Origin of the sequence: Roseomonas sp. CCTCC AB2023176, assembly GCF_042259275.1 — a bacterium.
Taxonomy (GTDB): Bacteria; Pseudomonadota; Alphaproteobacteria; order Acetobacterales; family Acetobacteraceae; genus Roseomonas.
On record NZ_CP170086.1, the window covers coordinates 4170108 to 4188068 of the forward strand.

General features: G+C 71.7%; 20 protein-coding genes. 11 read left to right on the forward strand and 9 right to left on the reverse strand.

What is annotated here, in order from left to right; translation table 11 throughout:
- The first annotated feature begins 27 nt into the window (after positions 1-27).
- Complete coding sequence (locus ACE7GA_RS20860; RefSeq protein ID WP_376090961.1) at positions 28-1251, forward strand: aspartate kinase; 1224 nt, start codon at positions 28-30, stop codon at positions 1249-1251.
- Position 1252: 1 nt separating this feature from the next.
- Positions 1253-2284, forward strand: a complete 1032-nt coding sequence (locus ACE7GA_RS20865) for an NAD(P)H-dependent flavin oxidoreductase (protein ID WP_376090964.1) — start codon at positions 1253-1255, stop codon at positions 2282-2284.
- A 157-nt stretch (positions 2285-2441) separates the two neighbouring features.
- Here ACE7GA_RS20865 and ACE7GA_RS20870 read toward each other — a convergent pair whose 3' ends face one another.
- Genes ACE7GA_RS20870 through ACE7GA_RS20880 form a run of 3 tightly spaced genes read right to left on the reverse strand, consistent with a single transcriptional unit; the run spans position 2442 to position 4410 of the window.
- Positions 2442-3233, reverse strand: coding sequence for a purine nucleoside permease (locus ACE7GA_RS20870; RefSeq protein ID WP_376090967.1), 792 nt, complete (start codon positions 3231-3233; stop codon positions 2442-2444).
- Between the two features lie 14 nt (positions 3234-3247).
- Positions 3248-3409: a hypothetical protein gene (locus ACE7GA_RS20875; protein WP_376090970.1), complete on the reverse strand. Its 162-nt coding sequence runs from the start codon at positions 3407-3409 to the stop codon at positions 3248-3250.
- A 32-nt stretch (positions 3410-3441) separates the two neighbouring features.
- Positions 3442-4410, reverse strand: coding sequence for a Bug family tripartite tricarboxylate transporter substrate binding protein (locus ACE7GA_RS20880; protein ID WP_376090973.1), 969 nt, complete (start codon positions 4408-4410; stop codon positions 3442-3444).
- Positions 4411-4609: 199 nt separating this feature from the next.
- Between ACE7GA_RS20880 and ACE7GA_RS20885 the strand changes: the two genes are divergently transcribed.
- The 7 genes from ACE7GA_RS20885 to ACE7GA_RS20915 all read left to right on the forward strand — a co-directional run bounded on the left by ACE7GA_RS20885 (position 4610) and on the right by ACE7GA_RS20915 (position 11281).
- Complete coding sequence (locus ACE7GA_RS20885; RefSeq protein WP_376090976.1) at positions 4610-5350, forward strand: ABC transporter ATP-binding protein; 741 nt, start codon at positions 4610-4612, stop codon at positions 5348-5350.
- Positions 5343-6065: an ABC transporter ATP-binding protein gene (locus ACE7GA_RS20890; protein WP_376090979.1), complete on the forward strand. Its 723-nt coding sequence runs from the start codon at positions 5343-5345 to the stop codon at positions 6063-6065. The genes ACE7GA_RS20885 and ACE7GA_RS20890 overlap by 8 nt, the downstream gene beginning before the upstream one ends.
- 48 nt (positions 6066-6113) lie before the next feature.
- Complete coding sequence (locus ACE7GA_RS20895) at positions 6114-7352, forward strand: ABC transporter substrate-binding protein (protein WP_376090982.1); 1239 nt, start codon at positions 6114-6116, stop codon at positions 7350-7352.
- 55 nt (positions 7353-7407) lie between these two features.
- Positions 7408-8280, forward strand: coding sequence for a branched-chain amino acid ABC transporter permease (locus ACE7GA_RS20900; protein ID WP_376090985.1), 873 nt, complete (start codon positions 7408-7410; stop codon positions 8278-8280).
- Between the two features lie 3 nt (positions 8281-8283).
- The gene (locus tag ACE7GA_RS20905) at positions 8284-9279 is read left to right on the forward strand and encodes a branched-chain amino acid ABC transporter permease (RefSeq protein ID WP_376090988.1); all 996 of its coding nucleotides are present in this window, start codon (positions 8284-8286) and stop codon (positions 9277-9279) included.
- 170 nt (positions 9280-9449) lie between these two features.
- Complete coding sequence (locus ACE7GA_RS20910; RefSeq protein ID WP_376090992.1) at positions 9450-10184, forward strand: hypothetical protein; 735 nt, start codon at positions 9450-9452, stop codon at positions 10182-10184.
- Complete coding sequence (locus ACE7GA_RS20915) at positions 10181-11281, forward strand: toxic anion resistance protein (RefSeq protein ID WP_376090995.1); 1101 nt, start codon at positions 10181-10183, stop codon at positions 11279-11281. Before ACE7GA_RS20910 ends, ACE7GA_RS20915 begins: the two co-directional genes overlap by 4 nt.
- 224 nt (positions 11282-11505) lie before the next feature.
- Here the strand turns inward: ACE7GA_RS20915 and ACE7GA_RS20920 are convergent, their stop codons facing one another.
- Positions 11506-12135: a YidB family protein gene (locus ACE7GA_RS20920; RefSeq protein ID WP_376090998.1), complete on the reverse strand. Its 630-nt coding sequence runs from the start codon at positions 12133-12135 to the stop codon at positions 11506-11508.
- Positions 12136-12252: 117 nt separating this feature from the next.
- On the opposite strand from ACE7GA_RS20920, the gene ACE7GA_RS20925 reads away from it, so the two are divergent.
- Complete coding sequence (locus ACE7GA_RS20925; RefSeq protein ID WP_376091001.1) at positions 12253-13005, forward strand: alcohol dehydrogenase catalytic domain-containing protein; 753 nt, start codon at positions 12253-12255, stop codon at positions 13003-13005.
- Positions 12984-13313, forward strand: a complete 330-nt coding sequence (locus ACE7GA_RS20930) for a zinc-binding dehydrogenase (RefSeq protein ID WP_376091004.1) — start codon at positions 12984-12986, stop codon at positions 13311-13313. The genes ACE7GA_RS20925 and ACE7GA_RS20930 overlap by 22 nt, the downstream gene beginning before the upstream one ends.
- A 29-nt stretch (positions 13314-13342) precedes the next feature.
- On the opposite strand, the gene lexA is transcribed toward ACE7GA_RS20930, so the two are convergent.
- The 5 genes from lexA to trpD form a co-directional block, all read right to left on the reverse strand.
- Positions 13343-14059, reverse strand: a complete 717-nt coding sequence (lexA, locus tag ACE7GA_RS20935) for a transcriptional repressor LexA (RefSeq protein ID WP_376091007.1) — start codon at positions 14057-14059, stop codon at positions 13343-13345.
- 117 nt (positions 14060-14176) lie between these two features.
- A complete protein-coding gene (gene glp / locus ACE7GA_RS20940; RefSeq protein WP_376091010.1) occupies positions 14177-15382 on the reverse strand; it encodes a gephyrin-like molybdotransferase Glp in 1206 nt (401 codons plus the stop codon).
- A complete protein-coding gene (gene moaC / locus ACE7GA_RS20945) occupies positions 15379-15873 on the reverse strand; it encodes a cyclic pyranopterin monophosphate synthase MoaC (RefSeq protein ID WP_376091013.1) in 495 nt (164 codons plus the stop codon). The genes glp and moaC overlap by 4 nt, the downstream gene beginning before the upstream one ends.
- Positions 15870-16673 carry an indole-3-glycerol phosphate synthase TrpC gene (trpC, locus tag ACE7GA_RS20950; protein WP_376100437.1) on the reverse strand — a complete coding sequence of 268 codons (804 nt, stop codon included), beginning with the start codon at positions 16671-16673 and terminating at the stop codon, positions 15870-15872. Before trpC ends, moaC begins: the two co-directional genes overlap by 4 nt.
- Positions 16674-16935: 262 nt before the next feature.
- Positions 16936-17961 (reverse strand): anthranilate phosphoribosyltransferase, encoded by a 1026-nt coding sequence (gene trpD, locus ACE7GA_RS20955; protein ID WP_376091016.1) that lies wholly within the window; start codon positions 17959-17961, stop codon positions 16936-16938.

The window sequence follows — 17961 nt, forward strand, 5'->3', positions numbered from 1 at the left end:
TTCCCGCTTCGGCTGTTCCAGAGCTCCATGGCCCGCATCGTGATGAAGTTCGGCGGCACCTCCGTCGCCGACCTCGACCGCATCCGCAACGTCGCGACCCGCGTGAAGCGCGAGGTGGAGACGGGGCACGAGGTCGCGGTGGTGGTCTCCGCCATGGCGGGCGTCACGAACCAGCTGGTCAAGTGGTGCGGCGACCTGTCGCCGCTGCACGACGCGCGGGAATACGACGTGGTCGTCGCGACGGGCGAGCAGGTGACGACCGGGCTGCTCGCGATCGCGCTGCAGACCGTCGGGGTGGATGCGCGGTCCTGGCAGGGCTGGCAGGTGCCGATCCGCACGGACAGCGCCCACGGCAAGGCGCGGATCGAGGACATCGACGGGTCCCTGCTGGTCGAGCGGATGGGGCAAGGCCAAGTACCGGTCATCGCAGGCTTCCAGGGCGTGGAGCCCGTCCGGAACCGGATCGCGACGCTCGGGCGCGGCGGGTCCGACCTGTCGGCGGTGGCCGTCGCGGCGGCGGTGCGGGCGGATCGCTGCGACATCTACACCGACGTGGACGGCATCTACACGACGGACCCGCGCATCGTGCCGCGGGCCCGGAAGCTGGCAGCCGTCGCCTATGAGGAGATGCTGGAACTGGCGAGCGTGGGGGCCAAGGTGCTCCAGACCCGCTCGGTCGAACTGGCGATGAAGCAACGCGTGCGGGTGCAGGTGCTGTCATCCTTCGAGGACAAGCCGGGCTCCCTGGTGGTGGACGAGGACGAGATCGTGGAACAGCCGCTGGTGACGGGCGTTGCCTATTCACGCGACGAGGCGAAGGTGACGCTGCGCCGGTTGCCGGACAAGCCGGGGATCGCCGCGACCGTCTTCGGGCCGCTGTCCGAGGCGAACGTGAACGTGGACATGATCGTGCAGAACCTCGGTACCGACGGCACGACGGACATGACCTTCACCGTCGGCAAGGCCGACCTGCCGCGGGCGCGGGACGTGCTGGAGGCGCAGCGCGGCTCGATTGGTTTCGAAGCGATGCTGGCCGATCCGGAAGTCGCGAAGATCTCCATCGTCGGCATCGGGATGCGCAGCCATGCGGGGGTGGCGGCGACGATGTTCCGCACGCTGGCCGACAAGGGGATCAACATCCAGGTCATCTCGACGTCGGAGATCAAGACGAGCGTGCTGGTGGGAGTCGAGTACACGGAACTCGCGGTGCGCGCGCTGCACACGGCCTACGGGCTGGATGGGCCGGCCTGACATGGACACGATCATGGCCGACGCCGCGACGGATCGCCTGAACCGCCTCATGGCGCGCGGGGCCGTGTTCTTCGGCTCCGAGGTCGCGGTCATGGGCGGTGCGATGTCCTGGATCTCCGAGCGGAACCTTGTCTCCGCGCTTTCCAATGCCGGCGCCTTCGGGGTGGTCGCCTGCGGGGCGATGGAGCCGGCGCGGCTGGCGCAGGAGATCGCGGCGACGCAGGCGCTGACGGAACGGCCCTTCGGCGTGAACCTCATCACCATGCACCCGATGCTCGACGCGCTGGTGCAGGTCTGCCTTGACGCGAAGGTGGGGCACATCGTCTTCGCGGGCGGGATCCCGCCGGGGGCGGCCATCAAGAAGGCCAAGGACGGTGGTGCCAAGGTCGTCTGCTTCGCGCCGGCGCTGGCGCTTGCGAAGAAGCTGGTACGGTCGGGCGCGGATGCGCTGGTGATCGAGGGGTCGGAGGCGGGCGGTCATATCGGGCCGGTCTCGTTGAACGTGCTGGCGCAGGAAATCCTGCCGACGATGGCGGAGCAGGTGCCGGTCTTCGTCGCCGGCGGCATCGGGCGCGGCGAGGCGCTGCTGTCCTACCTCGAGATGGGTGCGGCAGGCGCGCAGCTCGGCACGCGCTTCGTCTGCGCGACGGAATGCGTGGCGCATCCCCGCTTCAAGCAGGCCTTCATCCGGGGCGCCGCGCGCGACGCGCTGCCGACGGTGCAGCTGGACGACCGCTTCCCCGTCATTCCGGTGCGTGCCCTCCAGAACGAGGGCACGAAGCGCTTCCTGGAGCACCAGGGCGAGGTCATCCGGCGCTTCCTCGCTGGTGAGGTGGCGAAGGACGCGGCCCAGTTGGACATCGAGCACTTCTGGGCCGGGGCGCTGCGCCGCGCGGTGATCGACGGCGACGTGGAGAACGGATCGCTCATGGCGGGGCAGAGCGTCGGCATGGTGACGCGCGAACAGCCGGTCGCCGAGATCATCGCGGAGCTGATGGATCAGGCCCGCGCGGCCATCCGGACCCGGGCCTGACCCGGACGGCGTTGCCGGGCGGCGTGCGCGCGGGCGGCAATCGCCGCGCGAGACTCCGGGACGAGGCCCCGGCCGGCGCGCCGGCCCTAACGCGGGGCTTTGCCCGCGGGCGGCATCCCCTCGGCCCGGTCCGGGTCGGCATGCATCGCAAACGCGCTCAGGGGGCCGGCGGATCGGCGCGCAGCAAGGCCTCGACCACCACCTGCCCAACCCGGTAGGCGTTCTCCAGCGCCGGCTCGAACCCGGCGAAGCCCTCGGCCTTCGCGGGCCCGATGCTCTCGGCCGCGGTCAGGCCGGTGCGGGGCACGACGTAGTTCGAAGCGGTGCGCAGCATGAGGAGCCGTGCGGGATCGGCGCGCCTCGCCCGGCCGAGATCGCGGAGGGCGAGCGCGATGCCCGCATCCTCCATCGCGCTCGCGACGAGCACGCCCTCTCCCTCGGTCCAGTAGCCCACCCAATCCCGCGCCCAGGCCAGCAGCCGGTGCCCGTGCCAGAAATTGGAACTGCCGAGGACCGCGCCGGTCAGCACCGCCGGCGGCGTGTCGTGGCCGAAGTGGGTGCGGAGGTCGCGGGCCCCCGGCGTGTCGGCCAGCGTCACGCCGCGGGTGAGGTCGGCGGCCCAGGCCGCGAGGCCGCGGTTCAGGCGGTAGGCGGAGGTCGTCCAGGTCGAGCCGGCGGGCGGTGCGAAAGGCTCGGACTTGCCGAGGGGGAGGCGGCCGGTGGTCCAGTGATCCGGCGCCTCGGACCGGTCCACCTCCAGCAGCAGGTCGCCGTCCACGACCCAATCGAGCCAGGCGGCGGAGCAGAGGCTCATGCGCGCCGGGTCCGCGCCGGCGATGCCGGCCATGAGCCAGTAGGCGCCGCGCAGGTCGAAGCGGGGATCCAGGCCGAGGGCGGTGACGACCGAAGCGGCGAGGGCGTTGCCGACGCCGGTCAGCACCGCCAGCACGCCGGCCTCGCGGTTCAGGTGCAGACGGCCTGGGCCGAAGGGGAAGGGTAGCGCTTCGCGGGGGGAAAGCGTTCGACCCAGCGGCGCAGCTCGCCGTTCGCGAGGCGGCTCTCGGCGTCGCCGGGGTCGAACATGGTGAGGATGACGACGCGGATCGGCAGGGGCGAGTCGGACATGGGGCGACTCTCCCGCGGCACGCTGGGTGCGGCTACTCCAGCCGGACGCCCGCCTCCTGGACGAGCGCGCCCAGGCGGGCGGCGTCGCGGCGGACAAGGGCGGCCGCGTCGTCCGCCGTACCGCCGCCAGGGATGTAGCCGGTCTCGATCAGGCGCCGCTTGATGAGCGGGTCGGAGATGGCGCGGTTCAAGGCAGCTTCCCAGCGCGCGACGATCGGCGCCGGAAGGCCGGCGGGGCCGAGGACCATGTACCAGACGCTCATGTCGTAGCCGGGGACGCCGAGCTCGGCCACCGTCGGCGTGTCCGGCAGGGCGGCGGCGCGGGTCGGGAGCGTCGTCGCCAGGGCGCGGAGCCGCCCGCCCTGGATGTGCGGCAGGTAGGTCGCGAGGGTGTCGATGTTCACGTCGAGGTTGCCGCCGAGCAGGTCGTTCACGCTCTGCCCGGTGCCGCGGTACGGAACGTGGGTCATCCGGACCCCGGCGGCGCGGGAGAGCAATTCGGAGGCGAGGTGTTGCTGGCTCGCGATCCCGGAGGAGCCGTAGTTCAGCCGCCCCGGGTTCTCCCGCGCCAAGCCCAGCAGGCCGGGGAGGTCGCGCGCCGGGTGGTCGGCGCGCACGACGACGACGAGGGGCAGGGTGCCGACGAGGAGCACCGGCGTGAAGTCGGCGAGCTGGTCGTAGGGCGGCGGGTTCATCAGCGGGGCCACCGCGCATTGCGTGCTGACCGTTCCCGTCAGCATCGTGTAGCCGTCCGGCCGCGCCCGGGCGACCGCCGCCGCGGCGAGGGTCCCGCTCGCGCCGGCCCTGTTCTCGACGCTGACCGGCTGGCCCAGGTCGTCTTGCAGCTTCGGCGCGAGCATCCGCGCCACGATGTCCGTCCCGCCACCCGGGGCAAAGCCCACCAGCATCGAGACGGGGCGGGCGGGATAGGGCGTCTGGGCATCGGCCCGGGCGGGCAGGCCCGCAGCCCCCGCGTAGCCCAGCAGGTGACGACGGCGCATGGCGCGCTCCTCCCGGTTCTCGTTGGTTCCGATCTTTGGTTTCTTGCGAGGCGGCCGTCCAGGCGAGAGCCGGGAAAATCCTTGTGCGCCCGGCGCTTGCGCGGCGGTGCGGCTGTGGGCATGTTCCGGCGCGCAAGGCGCCGCCCAAGGCGCCGCAGGGGGCAGGCGTTTGGGCGGGACCATCCTCGAGACCGAGGGCATGACGAAGGAGTTCCGCGGCTTCGTCGCGGTCTCGGACGTCGGGCTGCGCGTGGCCGAAGGCACGATCCACGGCCTGATCGGCCCGAATGGCGCGGGCAAGACGACCTGCTTCAACCTGCTGACGAAGTTCCTCCAGCCCACGCGGGGAACGATCCGCTACGCGGGTCGCGACATCACGGGCATGAAGCCGGCGGAGGTCGCGCGGCTCGGCCTGGTGCGGTCCTTCCAGATCTCCGCGGTGTTCCCCCACCTGACGGTGCTGGAGAACGTAAGGCTGGCGCTGCAGCGGCAACGCGGTGGATCCTTCGACTTCTGGCGGTCGGAATCGCTCCTGCGCCGCTACGACGACCGCGCGATGGAGCTGCTCGCCGACGTGGGTCTGACGACCTATGCCTCGGCGGAGGCGGGAACGCTGCCCTACGGCCGCAAGCGCGCTCTGGAGATCGCGACGACCCTCGCGCTCGACCCCAAGATGATGCTGCTGGACGAGCCGACGGCCGGGATGGCGCATGAGGACGTGGACCGCATCGTCGCGCTGGTTCGGCGCGTCGCGAAGGGGCGCACTGTCCTGATGGTCGAGCACAACCTGAAGGTCGTGGAAGGCCTCTGCGACCGGATCACCGTGCTGACCCGCGGCCGCGTGCTGGCCGAGGGGTCCTATGCCGAGGTGTCGCGGAATCCGGAGGTCGTAGCGGCCTATCTTGGTACCGACGCGCCGGCGGAGGCCGCCCATGCTTGACGCGGCGACAACGACGGACGCGATGCTGGCGATCCGGGACCTCGAGGCCTGGTATGGCGAGAGCCACGTCCTGCACGGCGTCTCGCTCGACATCCGAAAGGGCGAGGTCGTCACGCTGCTGGGGCGCAACGGCGCGGGCAAGACGACGACGCTGCGCGCCATCATGGGGCTGGTCGGGCGCCGCGCCGGGTCCGTGGTCTTCGAGGGGCGGGACCTCATCCGCGCGCGGCCCGACCTCATCGCCCGCGCCGGCATCGCGTATTGCCCTGAGGAGCGCGGCATCTTCGCCTCGCTCGACGTGACGGAGAACCTGCTGCTGCCGCCGGTGGTGGCCCCGGGCGGGCTGTCGCTGGACGAGATCTTCACGCTCTTCCCCAACCTGAAGGAGCGCGCGCGGAGCCCGGGCACGAAGCTGTCGGGCGGCGAACAGCAGATGCTCGCGATCGGGCGGATCCTTCGGACCGGGGCACGGCTTCTCCTGCTCGACGAGCCGAGCGAGGGGCTGGCACCTGTCATCGTGCAGCAGATCGGCGCAACGATCCGGCAATTGAAGCAGCGCGGCTTCACGGTGCTGCTGGTGGAACAGAACTTCCGCTTCGCCCAGACGGTCGCCGACCGGCATTACGTGATGGAGCACGGCCGCGTCGTGGACACGGTCCCGAACGAGGAACTCTCGGCCAACCTGGGCCGGCTGCACGAATACCTCGGCGTCTGAAGGGCGTCGGGTGCTATCATAACGACAATCCGTGGGGAGACGATCCGGATGACCCTTGACCGCCGCACACTGCTCGCTGGCGCAGCGACCCTGCCCGCCCTCGGCGCGCTCCCCTGGCGCAGCGCACGGGCGCAGGACAACACCATCCGCATCGGCGTGCTGAACGACCAGTCCGGGCTGTACCGCGACATCTCCGGTCCCTCCTCCACCCAGGCCGCACGCCTCGCGGTGCAGGAGAGCGGCGTGACGGGCCGTGGCATCAACGTCGAGATCGTGCAGGCCGACCACCAGAACCGGCCGGACGTCGGCTCCACCGTCGCCCGCCAGTGGTTCGACCGCGACGGCGTGGACATGATCGTGGACGTCCCGACCTCCTCCGTCGCGCTCGCCGTCGCGGGCGTCGCGCGGGAGCGGAACAAGGTCTTCATCGGGTCGGGCCCGGCGACCTCCGACCTCACCGGCGCGCAGTGCTCGCCGAACACGGTGCACTGGACCTACGACACCTACATGCTCGCGAAGGGCACGGGTGGCGCCATGGTGGCGGCGGGCGGCCGCACCTGGTTCTTCATCACCGCGGACTACGCGTTCGGCCACGCGCTGGAGCGCGACACGACGGCCTTCGTGACCGCGGCCGGCGGCCGGGTGCTCGGCGGCGTCCGCACGCCGTTCCCGGGGACGACGGACTTCTCCTCCTTCCTGCAGCAGGCGCAGCGGTCCCGCGCGAACGTCATCGGCCTCGCGAATGCGGGCGGCGACACGGTCAACTCCATCAAGCAGGCCGGCGAGTTCCGGATCACGCGAGGCGGCACGAAGCTCGCGGGGCTGCTGGTCTTCGTCAGCGACGTCCACGCCCTCGGCCTCGAGACGGCGCAGGGCCTCGTGCTCACCGAGACCTTCTACTGGGACCTGAACGACCGGACCCGCGCGTTCTCGAACCGCCTGGGCATGCTGCCGGGCAACATGCGGCCGGGGATGACGCAGGCCGGCGTCTATGCGGGCGTGCTGCACTACCTCAAGGCGGTGGCCGACATGGGCGTGGCCGCGGCGAAGGCCTCGGGCACGGAGGCGGTGAACCGCATGAAGGCCATGCCGACGAACGACGACGCCTTCGGCGAGGGCACCATCCGGCAGGATGGCCGCAAGCTGCACCCGGCCTATCTCTTCGAGGTGAAGACGCCGGCCGAAAGCCGTGGGCCCTGGGACTACTACAAGCTCGTCTCGACCATCCCGGCCAACGAGGCCTTCCGGCCGATGACCGAGGGCGGCTGCGCCTTCGTGCGGTCCTGACCTGAACCACCCGGCCGGGGGCTGACCGCCCCCGGCCAACTCGCGCCGGGGCGACATGGACGACCTGCTCTTCGACCTGCAACTCGTGGCCCTCGGCATCAGCAACGGGGCCTTCTACGCGCTCCTGTCGCTCGGCCTTGCCGTGATCTTCGGCATGCTGAACGTCATCAACTTCGCCCATGGCGCGCAGTTCATGCTCGGTGCCTTCGCCGCCTGGGGGCTGCTGCGCTACGCGGGCATCGGATACTGGGGGGCGCTGGTCCTCGCCCCGCTCATCATCGGCGCCCTCGGCGTCGCGATGGAGCGGCTGATGATCTCGCGGCTCTACAAGCTCGACCACCTCTACGGGCTGCTGTTGACCTTCGGCTGCGCGCTGATCATCGAAGGGCTGATCCGCAACAACTTCGGCTCCTCCGGCCAACGCTACGCGCCGCCCGCCATGTTCGGGTCCCTCGACGTCGAGTACGGCGAGTTCTTCCTGCCGGGCTACCGCGTTTGGGTGCTCGTCGCGGGGACGGTGATCTGCCTCGCCACCTGGCTCGTCATCGAGAAGACGAAGGTCGGAAGCTACCTGCGCGCCGCGACGGAGCGGCCGGAGCTGGTCCAGGCCTTCGGCATCAACGTGCCGCTGATGATGACGCTGACCTACGGCGCGGGCGTTGCGCTGGCCGCGCTGGCCGGGGTCCTGGCGGCACCGGTCTATTCGGTGCACCCGAACATGGGGGCGAACTTCATCATCACCGTCTTCGCGGTCGTGGTGATCGGGGGGATGGGGTCCATCCTCGGCTCCGTCGTGACGGGGTTCCTCCTCGGCTTCGTGCAGGGGATCACCGACCTCGTCTATTCCGAGGCATCGCAGACCGTCGTCTTCGTCATCATGGCGATCGTCCTGCTGACGCGTCCCGCCGGTCTGTTCGGGAGGGCCTGACCCATGGCATCCGCCACCACCGCCCCGACGCCCGAGGCCATCCAGGCCCACGCGGAATCCGCCGGCGTGCTCGGCTTCACCCGGGCGCAATCCGTCGCCTTCCTCGCGCTGCTCGTCTTCCTCGCGGCCGCGCCCTTCGTGCTCTACCCCTACTTCCTGATGAAGGTGCTTGCCTTCGCCCTCTTCGCCTGCGCCTTCAACCTGCTGATCGGCTACGTCGGCCTGCTGTCCTTCGGGCACGCCATGTTCTTCGGCATGGGCGGCTACGTGGCGGGCTATTCGGCCAAGGCCTGGGGCTTCACGCCGGAGGTCGCGATCCTCTTCGCCGCGGTGGTGGGCGCGGGCATCGGGCTGGTGGCCGGCTGGATCGCCATCCGTCGGCAGGGCATCTACTTCGCGATGATCACCCTGGCCCTGTCCCAGATGATCTACTTCTTCTGCCTCCAGGCCCCCTTCACCGGCGGCGAGGACGGCATCCAGGGCATCCCGCGCGGCCGCTTCCTCGGCATCGTGCCGCTGGGGGATGACCGCACGATGTACTGGCTCGTCGCCGGCGTGTTCCTGGCGGGTTTCCTGCTGGTCCACCGCATCGTGCATTCGCCGTTCGGCCAGGTGATGAAGGCGATCCGGGAAAACGAGCCCCGCGCGACCTCGCTCGGCTACCGTACGGATGACTACAAGCTCGCGGCCTTCGTACTCTCCGCGACCCTCGCCGGCGTCGCGGGCGGGACGAAGTCCCTCGCGCTGGGCATCGCGACGCTGACGGACGTCCACTGGTCCATGTCGGGCGAGGTCGTGCTGATGACGCTCCTCGGCGGCCTGGGTACGGTCTTCGGGCCGGTGATCGGGGCGGCGGTGATCGTGACGATGCAGAACTACCTCGCGGGCTTCGGCGCCTGGGTGACGGTGATCCAGGGGGTCATCTTCGTCCTCTGCGTCCTCGCCTTCCGCGCGGGGATCGTCGGGGAGATCGGCAAGCTCCTGCGCGTCAGGCTGTAGCAGCCGCGACGGCGGGCCTAGCGGCCGCCGCTTGAAGCGGGGGGTGCGCGGGACGATCTGTCCACCGCCATGTCACCCGCCTCGCGCCTCGTCGGCTTCGCCCTTGTCGCGGCCAGCCTCGGCTTCACCTCGCTGCTCGTCTTCGTGCAGGCGGCATGGGGGCTGTTCCGGTGAACGCCCCTGGCGCGCCTTTGGCGCGCGCCCCGTGGTGGGCGGGGCTGCGCGCCATCCCTCTCGTCGTCTTCGCCGTGCCATTCGTGCCCGCGCTCTTCCTCGCCCTCGCCGGCGGGCACCGGCCGCTGATCGCCGGGTCCGTCGCGGGCCTCGCGGGAATCGTTGCGGCGATGGCGCTGCTCCGTCGCGCCCAGCGGGGCGACGCGCGCCGCGCTTCGGTCCTCCTCGGCGTCGGCACCGGCCTCGCGGCGGGCTTTGCCGGCGGCACCGGTGGGTTAGGCGGCGCGGTGCTCGGCCTCATGGCCTGGGGCGGCGCGAAGCTCCTCTATGAGGGTGTGACGGAGGTCGAGCCGGCGCCCCCGCCGGCCCCCGCCGTGCCGCCCCCGCCGGAGGACCCGTTGCGTGGGCGCGTCGCGGCCCTTCGCTTCGCCGATTCCCGACTGCTCCCGGCCGTGGATGCGCTGGACCGCCTGCGTGTCGAGGTCGCTGCCCGGCCCGAGCGCGGCGTCGAGGCCCGCCGCGTCCTCGTCCTCGGTCTCGACGGGCTGGAGCGGATCGCGGGGCGCTTGCGGGTCGGGATCGAGCCTCCGGGCAACCTCGATGCGGCGCTCGACGATCTGGCGAGGGCGGCCGACACGGCCGCGCACGGGCTTCGCGCCGCCGATACGGAAGCCCTGGAAATCCAGGTCAAGGTCCTGCGGGACCGCCTGCGCGAGGGAGGCGCCGCGTGAGCGAGCAGACCATGACGACACCTGGATCCACGTCCGCGACCGGTGCCGCGCGCGGCCCGCTGAACGAGGCGCGGCTGACCGAGCTGGCGTCGAAGATCACGCTGGACGACCCGAACTCCATCATTCGCTTCGGGCAGGAGGCGCAGAACCGCGCCGCGGCCGCCGCAGACGCCATGCTCGGCGCCGTCCGGAACGAGGCGACGGGGGAGGCGGGGGACGCGCTTTCCGGTCTGCTGTCCACGCTGCGCGGCTTCGACGTCACGAAGCTGGACGAGCAGCCGAACTTCCTCGCCCGCTGGTTCACGAAGAACGGGGCGCAGGTCGCCGGCATCCTGCAGCGCTACGAGGGCGTACGCGGGCAGATCGAGACGATCGGCGACAAGCTCGACATCCACCGGACCAAGTTGCTGGAGGACGTGGAGCGGCTGAACCGCCTTTACGACGCGACGCTCGAATGGTTCCACGCACTTGCCGAGCATATCGCGGCCGGCGAGAAGGTCCTGGCCCGCACGGATGCCGACGCGGTCCCCGCCGCCGAGCGCGCGGCGGAGAACCCGAACGACCCGCTGGCGCCCCAGAAGCTGCGCGACCTCCGCGCGGCGCGGGAGGACCTGGACAGGCGATTGCACGACCTGCGCCTGACGCGGCAGGTCGCGATGCAAGCGTTGCCCTCGATCCGACTGATCCAGGAAAACGACAAGGCGCTGGCGGCGAAGATCCATTCGGTGCTCGCGAACACCGTGCCGCTGTGGCGCACGCAGCTCGCGCAGGCGCTGGCGATCCAGCGGATGCGGGAGTCGGCCGCTGCCGTGAAGGCCGCGACGGATCTGACGAACGAATTGCTGACCGCCAACGCGGAAGGCCTCCGGCGCGCCAATGTCGAGGCGCGGACGGAGCTGGAGCGCGGCGTGGTAGACGTGGAGGCGGTGCAGAAGGCGAATGCCGCACTCGTCGCAACGATCGAGGACAGCCTGCGTATCGCGCAGGAGGGCCGGGAGAGGCGCGTGGCCGCCGTGAAGGCCCTGGGACAGGCGGAGCAGGATATCCGGCGCGTCCTGATCGCCGCGCGGCCGACCACACCGGCGACGACGCGCTGACGACCGGCGCGATTCGACGGCCGCGTCGGGCCCGGGGGCGATCAACCGCGTTCTGGGGGCGCGGGCCGCCAAGCGGCCAGACGGCGCTCAAGTGAGCGCCATCCAGCAAGGGCTGGATGCCGCGGTGCGACGGCGCCGCGCGAAGCGCGGCAGTGCTGCTCAAGCCAGGGTCGCGGGCGGCCGGGCGCGCGGCAAGGAGCCGCCGTGCCCAGCCCGATCCCCCGTCAGCGACCGCCCGTCAGGTTGCGCCAGGCGTTGCTGATGTCATGCTCGTTCGCGGCCTGACCGCCCGACGCGCCCCCGGCGCTACCCCCTAAGAGGCCGCCCAGAAGCCCGCCCAGCCCGCCGCCGGAACTCGGCATGGGGTCGGCGCCCGTCGGCTGACTTCCACCCATGGGTCCGGCACCTGCTCCGGCGGCGCCGCCCCCAAGGAGCCCGCCCAGGCCGCCGCCGAGGATGCTGCCGAGCACCCCGCCGAGGCCACCGCCGGGTACGTCGGCGTCGCGGCTCGGGACATGGCCACCCGGCGTCATGCGGTCGATCAGCCGGGGCAGGAGCATCGCGAGGATGCCGAGCAGCGTGGTCTTGGGAATGCCGTGGCTCATCGAGAATTGCTGGACCTGGTCGGAGCCGATGGCCTGCTCCAGCCGGTTGGGATCCACCGGGCGGTTCTCGCCGGTGCCGACCCAGGATTCGACCTCATCGTTCAGCCCGGCGCCGCGAAGGCGCTCGACGAGGCTGCCGAGGCCGCCGACGCCGTGGTTCCCGCCCATCAACCCGCCGAGCAGGCCTTCCAGCGGCGAGGCGCCGGCGGGTTGGGCGGCGTGGTTCATGCGGTTCAGGTATTCGCTCATGGCCGTGACCCCGTGGTGTTGCGGGGATGAACGCGTGGCGCGCCGTGGGGTTCGGCCGGCTTGACCCCAGCGGCCCGGCGGGCTGCGCTTCCGCCCGGACACAGGAGGGAGGGGACGATGCGCGCCTGGGCCGTGGTGGAATCCGGCAAGCCGCTGCAGCAGTTGGACTGGCCGACGCCGGACCCGACCGGTACGGAAGTCCTGCTGGAGGTGACACATTGCGGCGTCTGCCACTCCGACCTGCATATCTGGGAGGGAGGCTACGACCTCGGCTCGCGCGGCACGCTGTCACTGAAGGACCGTGGGGTCGTCCTGCCGCTCGCGATGGGGCACGAGGCCGTCGGGAGGGTCCTCGCCTGGGGGCCTGACGCCGCGGGCGTCGCGAAGGGCGACCACCGCGTGGTCTATCCCTGGCTGGGCTGCGGCACCTGCGCCCGCTGCACGGCGGGCGAGGACAACATGTGCGCCGTCCGCGCCCAGTCCATCGGCATCTACCGGCAGGGCGGCTACGCGACCCACGTCGTGGTGCCGCACCCCCGCTACCTCATCCCCTTCGAGGGCGTCGCGCCGGAGGTCGCGGCGACCTATGCCTGTTCCGGGATCACCGTCTATTCGGCCATCCGGAAGCTCGGCCCCCTCGACCCGGGGGAGCCGGTCGTGCTCATCGGGGCCGGCGGGCTGGGGCTGAACGCGATCCATATGCTGAGGGCGATGGGGCATCGCCGGATCGTGTCGGTGGACGTCTCGGCGGAGAAACTCGAGGCCGCCAGGGCCGCCGGCGCGACCGACATGGTGCTGGCCGAGGGCGACGTGGCCGGCGCGATCACCCGGCCTGCGGCGGCCCGGCCATGGCGATCGTGGATCTGGTGAACGGGAGCGCGACGGCCCGGTCGGCCTTCGACGCGATGGGCAAGGGTGCGCGGCTCGTCCAGGTCGGGCTGTTCGGCGGCGAGATGACCCTGCCACTGCCGATCATGGCGATGCGGGCGCTGACGGTGCAGGGCTCCTACGTCGGTACGCCGCAGGACCTGCGGGACGTCATCGCGCTGGCCCAGTCGGGCAGCCTCGCGCCGCTGCCGGTCGAGACGGCGCCCATGCCGCAGGCCGACGCAGTCCTGCAGCGACTGCGCGCCGGCAGGGTGACGGGCCGCGTGGTGCTGCGGGCGGAGGCAGCCTGAACTGATGGCGAATCAAAGGTTTACACGCTTTAGTTGTAGCGGCGTACAAGCCCGACGAGGCGGCCCTGGACCTTCACCCGGTCCGGGCCGAAGATGCGCGTCTCGTAGCGCGGGTTGGCAGCCTCCAGCGCGATGGAGTTCCCTCGGCGCCGCAGCCGCTTCAGCGTGACCTCTGATTCATCGACCAGTGCGACCACCACCGCGCCGTTGTCGGCCGTGTCGCCCCGGCGAATGATGACGGTATCGCCGTCGAGGATGCCAATGCCCTCCATGGAGTCACCCGCGACCTCGAGGGCGTAGTGTTCCCCGTTGCCGAGGAGGGCGGTCGGGACCTGGATCGTGTCGCCGCTGTCCCGCAGCGCCTCGATCGGCAGGCCCGCGGCGATCCGCCCGTAGAGGGGGAGCTGGACGGCGGCAGCATCGTTCGCGGTGCGGACGGCCCCCTGAAGATTCGTCGCGAAGTTGCCGCGGATCACATTGGGCGCGAAGGACGGGGCTGCGGCGGGGGCGGCGGCCGTCCGGGGCGTCGCGGTGTCCGGCATCCGCATGACCTCCAGCGCCCGGGCGCGGTGGGCGCGGCGCCTGAGGAAGCCCCGCTCTTCCAGCGCCGTGATCAGGCGGTGGATGCCGGACTTCGACTTGAGGCTCAGCGCCTCCTTCATTTCTTCGAAGGAGGGGGAGAAGCCGGTGTCACGCAGGTGCTTGTCGATGAAGACCAGGAGTTCGTGCTGCTTGCGGGTCAACATCGTTCGGCGTCCTTCCTCCGCCCTTTCGGGCAATCGGGTCACGCCTGAACAAACGGGCAACCCTCGCGGAAGTTCTAGAAAAGTTCTTTCGCGCCGGTCAATGCCGTTCCGTGATTTTCACAGGCCGAGCGCTGCGAATTCGATGATCTCGACGGACGAGCCGGCCTCGGCGGCCGGCGCGAGCGGTTCCCGCAGGATCAAGGCGTCTGCGCGCGCGAGGGTGGAGAGCATGGAACTGTCCTGCACCGGAAAGGCGGTCGCCACGGGAACTCCGCCCGGCCCCGATTCGACTTGCGCGCGCAAGTAATCCTGGCGGCGATCATTGGGCGGCAGAGGCGCGCCGAGGATCGCGGCGCGGGTCGGGACCGGTCCCGCCGGCAGGCCGCCGAGCCGGCGCAGCGCGGGCACGAGGAACAGGATGGAACAGACCAGGGCCGAGACAGGATTGCCCGGCAGGCCGAGCATCGGCGTTTCCCGCAGCCGGCCCCAGATCAGCGGCTTGCCCGGCCGCATCGCGATCTTCCAGAAGTCGAGCGTGAGGCCGCCCGGCCCCAGCGCGGACTGGACGAGGTCGTGGTCGCCGACGCTCGCCCCGCCCGTCGTGACGAGGAGGTCGCAGCGGGATGAGGCCTCGGCCGCCGCGGCGATGGCGCCGGTGTCGTCGGGCGCGATCGGAAGTACCACCGGATCGGCGCCTACGGCGCGCGCGAGGGCCGCCAGGGCATGCGCGTTGGAGGACACGATCCCGCCGTCCGGGATGGGGTCGCCGGGCAGGGCGATCTCGTCGCCCGTCGCGAGGATCGCGACCCGCGGCCGCCGGTGCACCGCCAGCCAGGGATGGTTCGCGGCGGCGGCGAGGCCGATGTCTCGTGGCGTCAGGCGGCGCCCGGCGGAGAGCAAAACCTGGCCGGCGCGGAAGTCGAGCCCGGCCCGACGGATGTGGCGCCCGGCACGGGGAGCCTCGGTCGGCTCGACAAGCCCCTCCGTCGCCCGCGCGTCTTCCTGCAGCAGGATGGCGTCGGCGCCGTCCGGGACGAAGCCGCCGGTGAAGATGCGGACGGCCTCGCCGGGGCCGATCGTCCCGGCGAAAGGATGGCCGGCGGGAGCCTCGCCGATGACCCGCAGGCCCGCGCCGACCGCGGCGTCAGCCGCCCGCAGCGCGTAGCCGTCCATCGCCGAGACATCGGCCGGCGGCTGGGTCAGGCGCGCGGTCACGGGGACTGCGAGGACCCGGCCGGAAGCCTCGGCCAGGGCGACCGTCTCCGGCCCGACCGGCGACAGGGCGCCCAGGATCCGGTCCAGCGCCTCGGCAACCGGGATCACGCCCGCTGCTCCTCCCCGGGCGCGATCCAGTCGCCGGACTTGCCGCCGGACTTGCGGACCATCCGCACGGCCTCGATCCGCATGAAGCGGTCTGCGGCCTTGCACATGTCGTAGACGGTCAGCGCGGCCACGGTGACGGCGGTCAGCGCCTCCATCTCGACGCCCGTCCGGCCCGCGGTGCGGACCGTCGCGGCGATCTCCACCGCGTCGGGTTCGGCGATGGAGAGGTCCAGCGTCACCTTCGTCAGCGGCAGGGGATGGCAGAGCGGGATCAGGTCCGCCGTCCGCTTTGCCGCCATGATGCCGGCAAGGCGCGCGACGCCCAGGACGTCGCCCTTGCCGGCCCGGCCCTCGGCGATGATGGCCAGGGTCTCCGGCCGCATCACGACGCGGCCGCGGGCGGTCGCCTCCCGCAGCGTCTCGGCCTTAGCGGAGACGTCCACCATCGCCGCGCGGCCCGCGCCGTCGAAATGGGTGAGGGGGCCGCTCAAGGGGCGGAGATGAGCGCCCGGGCCGCGGCTTCCACGTCGCGCTGCCGGAGCAGGTGTTCCCCGACGAGCAGGACGTTGGCGCCGGCGGCGGCCATGCGGCGCACGTCGGCGTGGTCGCGGATGCCGCTCTCGGCGACGGGGATGCGGTCGGCCGGCACCATCGGGGCCAGGCGCTCGGTCGTGGAGATATCGGTGCGCAGCGTGCGGAGGTCGCGGTTGTTGATCCCGACCAGCCGCGTTTCCAGGCCAAGCGCGCGCTGGAGTTCGCCCTCGTCATGCACCTCGGCCAGCACGCCCATGTCGAGGCCGCGCGCCGCGTCCTCCAACGCCTCCGCCTCCTCGTCGGTCAGGGCGGCGAGGATCACCAGGATCGCGTCGGCGCCCATCGCCCGGGCCTCGTAGACCTGCCAGGGATGGATCATGAAATCCTTGCGCAGCACGGGGAGGGTCGTCGCCTCCCGCGCGGCCTCGAGATGCGCGGCGTTGCCGCCGAACCAGGGGCCGTCCGTCAGCACGGACAGGCAAAGCGCGCCGGCCCGCTCATAGGCCTGCGCGATCCCTTCCGGGTCGAAGGGGTCACGGATGAGCCCGCCGGAGGGGGAGCGCGACTTGATCTCGGCGATCAGGCCGGTGCGGCCATCGGCGACGGCGGCGCAGAGGCGCTGGGTGAAAGGGCGGACCGGACCGGCATGGGCGGCACGGCGCTCCATCTCGGCCATCGGGATCTCGGCCATCCCGGCCGCGACCTCAGCCCGCTTCTCCTCCAGGATTTGCCGGAGGGTGTCGGACAGGTCGGTCATCTGGTCCATGGGGTGGACGGTTCCTGGAACCTCGGGTCGTGCCACGGATGGCACGGCGACAAGCGAGGCGGGGGCATAAGGTTTCGTCGGGGGAACGCGGCGTCGTCGCGGGGCAGGCGCGCGGTTTGTCGCGGGATCAAAGGGTTGCGCCGCGAGGCCACGCACCAGCTTCCGGTGCGCCGGGCACGACGCGGGGGCGTAGTGCCGGGTCGGTGACATGGCGGGGTTCGCTTGGGAGCGCAAGACTCCGTTACGGAATGCGTCATGCGTCCGGCGCGGGTCCGGGTCGGGTTGCCGTCTTCAGGTTATCGAGGACGCGCGCGGCGGCGCCGGAGGCGATCGCGTCGGCCGCCATGGCGGCGCCTGCTTTCAGGTCCGGCGAGCGCCCCGCGACGACCAGCGCGGCGGCGGCGTTCAGCAGGACGCAGTCGCGATAGGGGCTGCGTTCCCCGGCGAGGACGGCGCGCAACGCCGTTGCGTTCTCCTCGGCCTCGCCGCCCTTGAGGGAGTCGGCCGGCGCGCGGGGCAGGCCGGCGTCCTCGGGCGTCACCTCGAACTCCCGGATCTTGCCGTCGCGCAGCTCGGCGACCTGGGAGGGGCCGGCGATGGTGATCTCGTCGAGGCCGCCGCCATGGACGATCCAGGCGGAATCGGTGCCGAGGCGCGCGAGGGTCTCTGCCATCGGTCGTAGCCATTGCGGGGCGAAGGTGCCGGTCATCTGTCGCCGAACGCGCGCCGGGTTCGCAAGGGGACCGAGGAGGTTGAAGATCGTGCGCGTTCCCAGTTCGACGCGTGGGCCCGCGGCGTGGCGGAGCGCGGCGTGGTGGCGCGGCGCCATGAGGAACGCCATGCCGGCCGTCCGCAGCACCGCCGGCAACTGCTCGAAGGGCACGTCGGTGTTCACGCCGAGCGCGGTCAGCACGTCCGCGGCGCCGGAGCGGGAGGACAGGGCACGGTTCCCGTGCTTCGCGACGGGCACGCCGCAGCCCGCGACGACGATCGCCGCGCAGGTCGAGATGTTGAGCGTCCCCGCCGCGTCGCCGCCGGTGCCGACGATGTCTATGGCGTCGTCCGGGGCCTCGACCGCCGTCATGCGGGCGCGCATGGCGCGGACGGCGCCGGTCATCTCCGGCACGGTCTCGCCGCGCACGCGCATGGCCATGAGGAGGCCGGCGATCTGCGAGGGCGTGGCCTCGCCGGCCATGATGATGCCGAAGGCGGCCTCGGCCTCGCTCTCGGCGAGGCGTTCGCCCGCGGCAAGGCGGGCGAGCACGGGTTTCAGGCTCAT

Excerpts from the sequence above, each read along its gene's own strand:
- ACE7GA_RS20860 (WP_376090961.1), top strand. The coding sequence starts at position 28 with ATGGCCCGCATCGTGATGAAGTTCGGCGGCACCTCCGTCGCCGACCTC.
- ACE7GA_RS20865 (WP_376090964.1), top strand. The coding sequence starts at position 1,253 with ATGGACACGATCATGGCCGACGCCGCGACGGATCGCCTGAACCGCCTC.
- ACE7GA_RS20875 (WP_376090970.1), bottom strand. The coding sequence starts at position 3,409 with ATGTCCGACTCGCCCCTGCCGATCCGCGTCGTCATCCTCACCATGTTC.
- ACE7GA_RS20880 (WP_376090973.1), bottom strand. The coding sequence starts at position 4,410 with ATGCGCCGTCGTCACCTGCTGGGCTACGCGGGGGCTGCGGGCCTGCCC.
- ACE7GA_RS20885 (WP_376090976.1), top strand. The coding sequence starts at position 4,610 with ATGACGAAGGAGTTCCGCGGCTTCGTCGCGGTCTCGGACGTCGGGCTG.
- ACE7GA_RS20890 (WP_376090979.1), top strand. The coding sequence starts at position 5,343 with ATGCTTGACGCGGCGACAACGACGGACGCGATGCTGGCGATCCGGGAC.
- ACE7GA_RS20895 (WP_376090982.1), top strand. The coding sequence starts at position 6,114 with ATGACCCTTGACCGCCGCACACTGCTCGCTGGCGCAGCGACCCTGCCC.
- ACE7GA_RS20900 (WP_376090985.1), top strand. The coding sequence starts at position 7,408 with ATGGACGACCTGCTCTTCGACCTGCAACTCGTGGCCCTCGGCATCAGC.
- ACE7GA_RS20905 (WP_376090988.1), top strand. The coding sequence starts at position 8,284 with ATGGCATCCGCCACCACCGCCCCGACGCCCGAGGCCATCCAGGCCCAC.
- ACE7GA_RS20920 (WP_376090998.1), bottom strand. The coding sequence starts at position 12,135 with ATGAGCGAATACCTGAACCGCATGAACCACGCCGCCCAACCCGCCGGC.
- ACE7GA_RS20925 (WP_376091001.1), top strand. The coding sequence starts at position 12,253 with ATGCGCGCCTGGGCCGTGGTGGAATCCGGCAAGCCGCTGCAGCAGTTG.
- ACE7GA_RS20930 (WP_376091004.1), top strand. The coding sequence starts at position 12,984 with ATGGCGATCGTGGATCTGGTGAACGGGAGCGCGACGGCCCGGTCGGCC.
- lexA (WP_376091007.1), bottom strand. The coding sequence starts at position 14,059 with ATGTTGACCCGCAAGCAGCACGAACTCCTGGTCTTCATCGACAAGCAC.
- trpC (WP_376100437.1), bottom strand. The coding sequence starts at position 16,673 with ATGACCGACCTGTCCGACACCCTCCGGCAAATCCTGGAGGAGAAGCGG.
- trpD (WP_376091016.1), bottom strand. The coding sequence starts at position 17,961 with ATGAGCCTGAAACCCGTGCTCGCCCGCCTTGCCGCGGGCGAACGCCTC.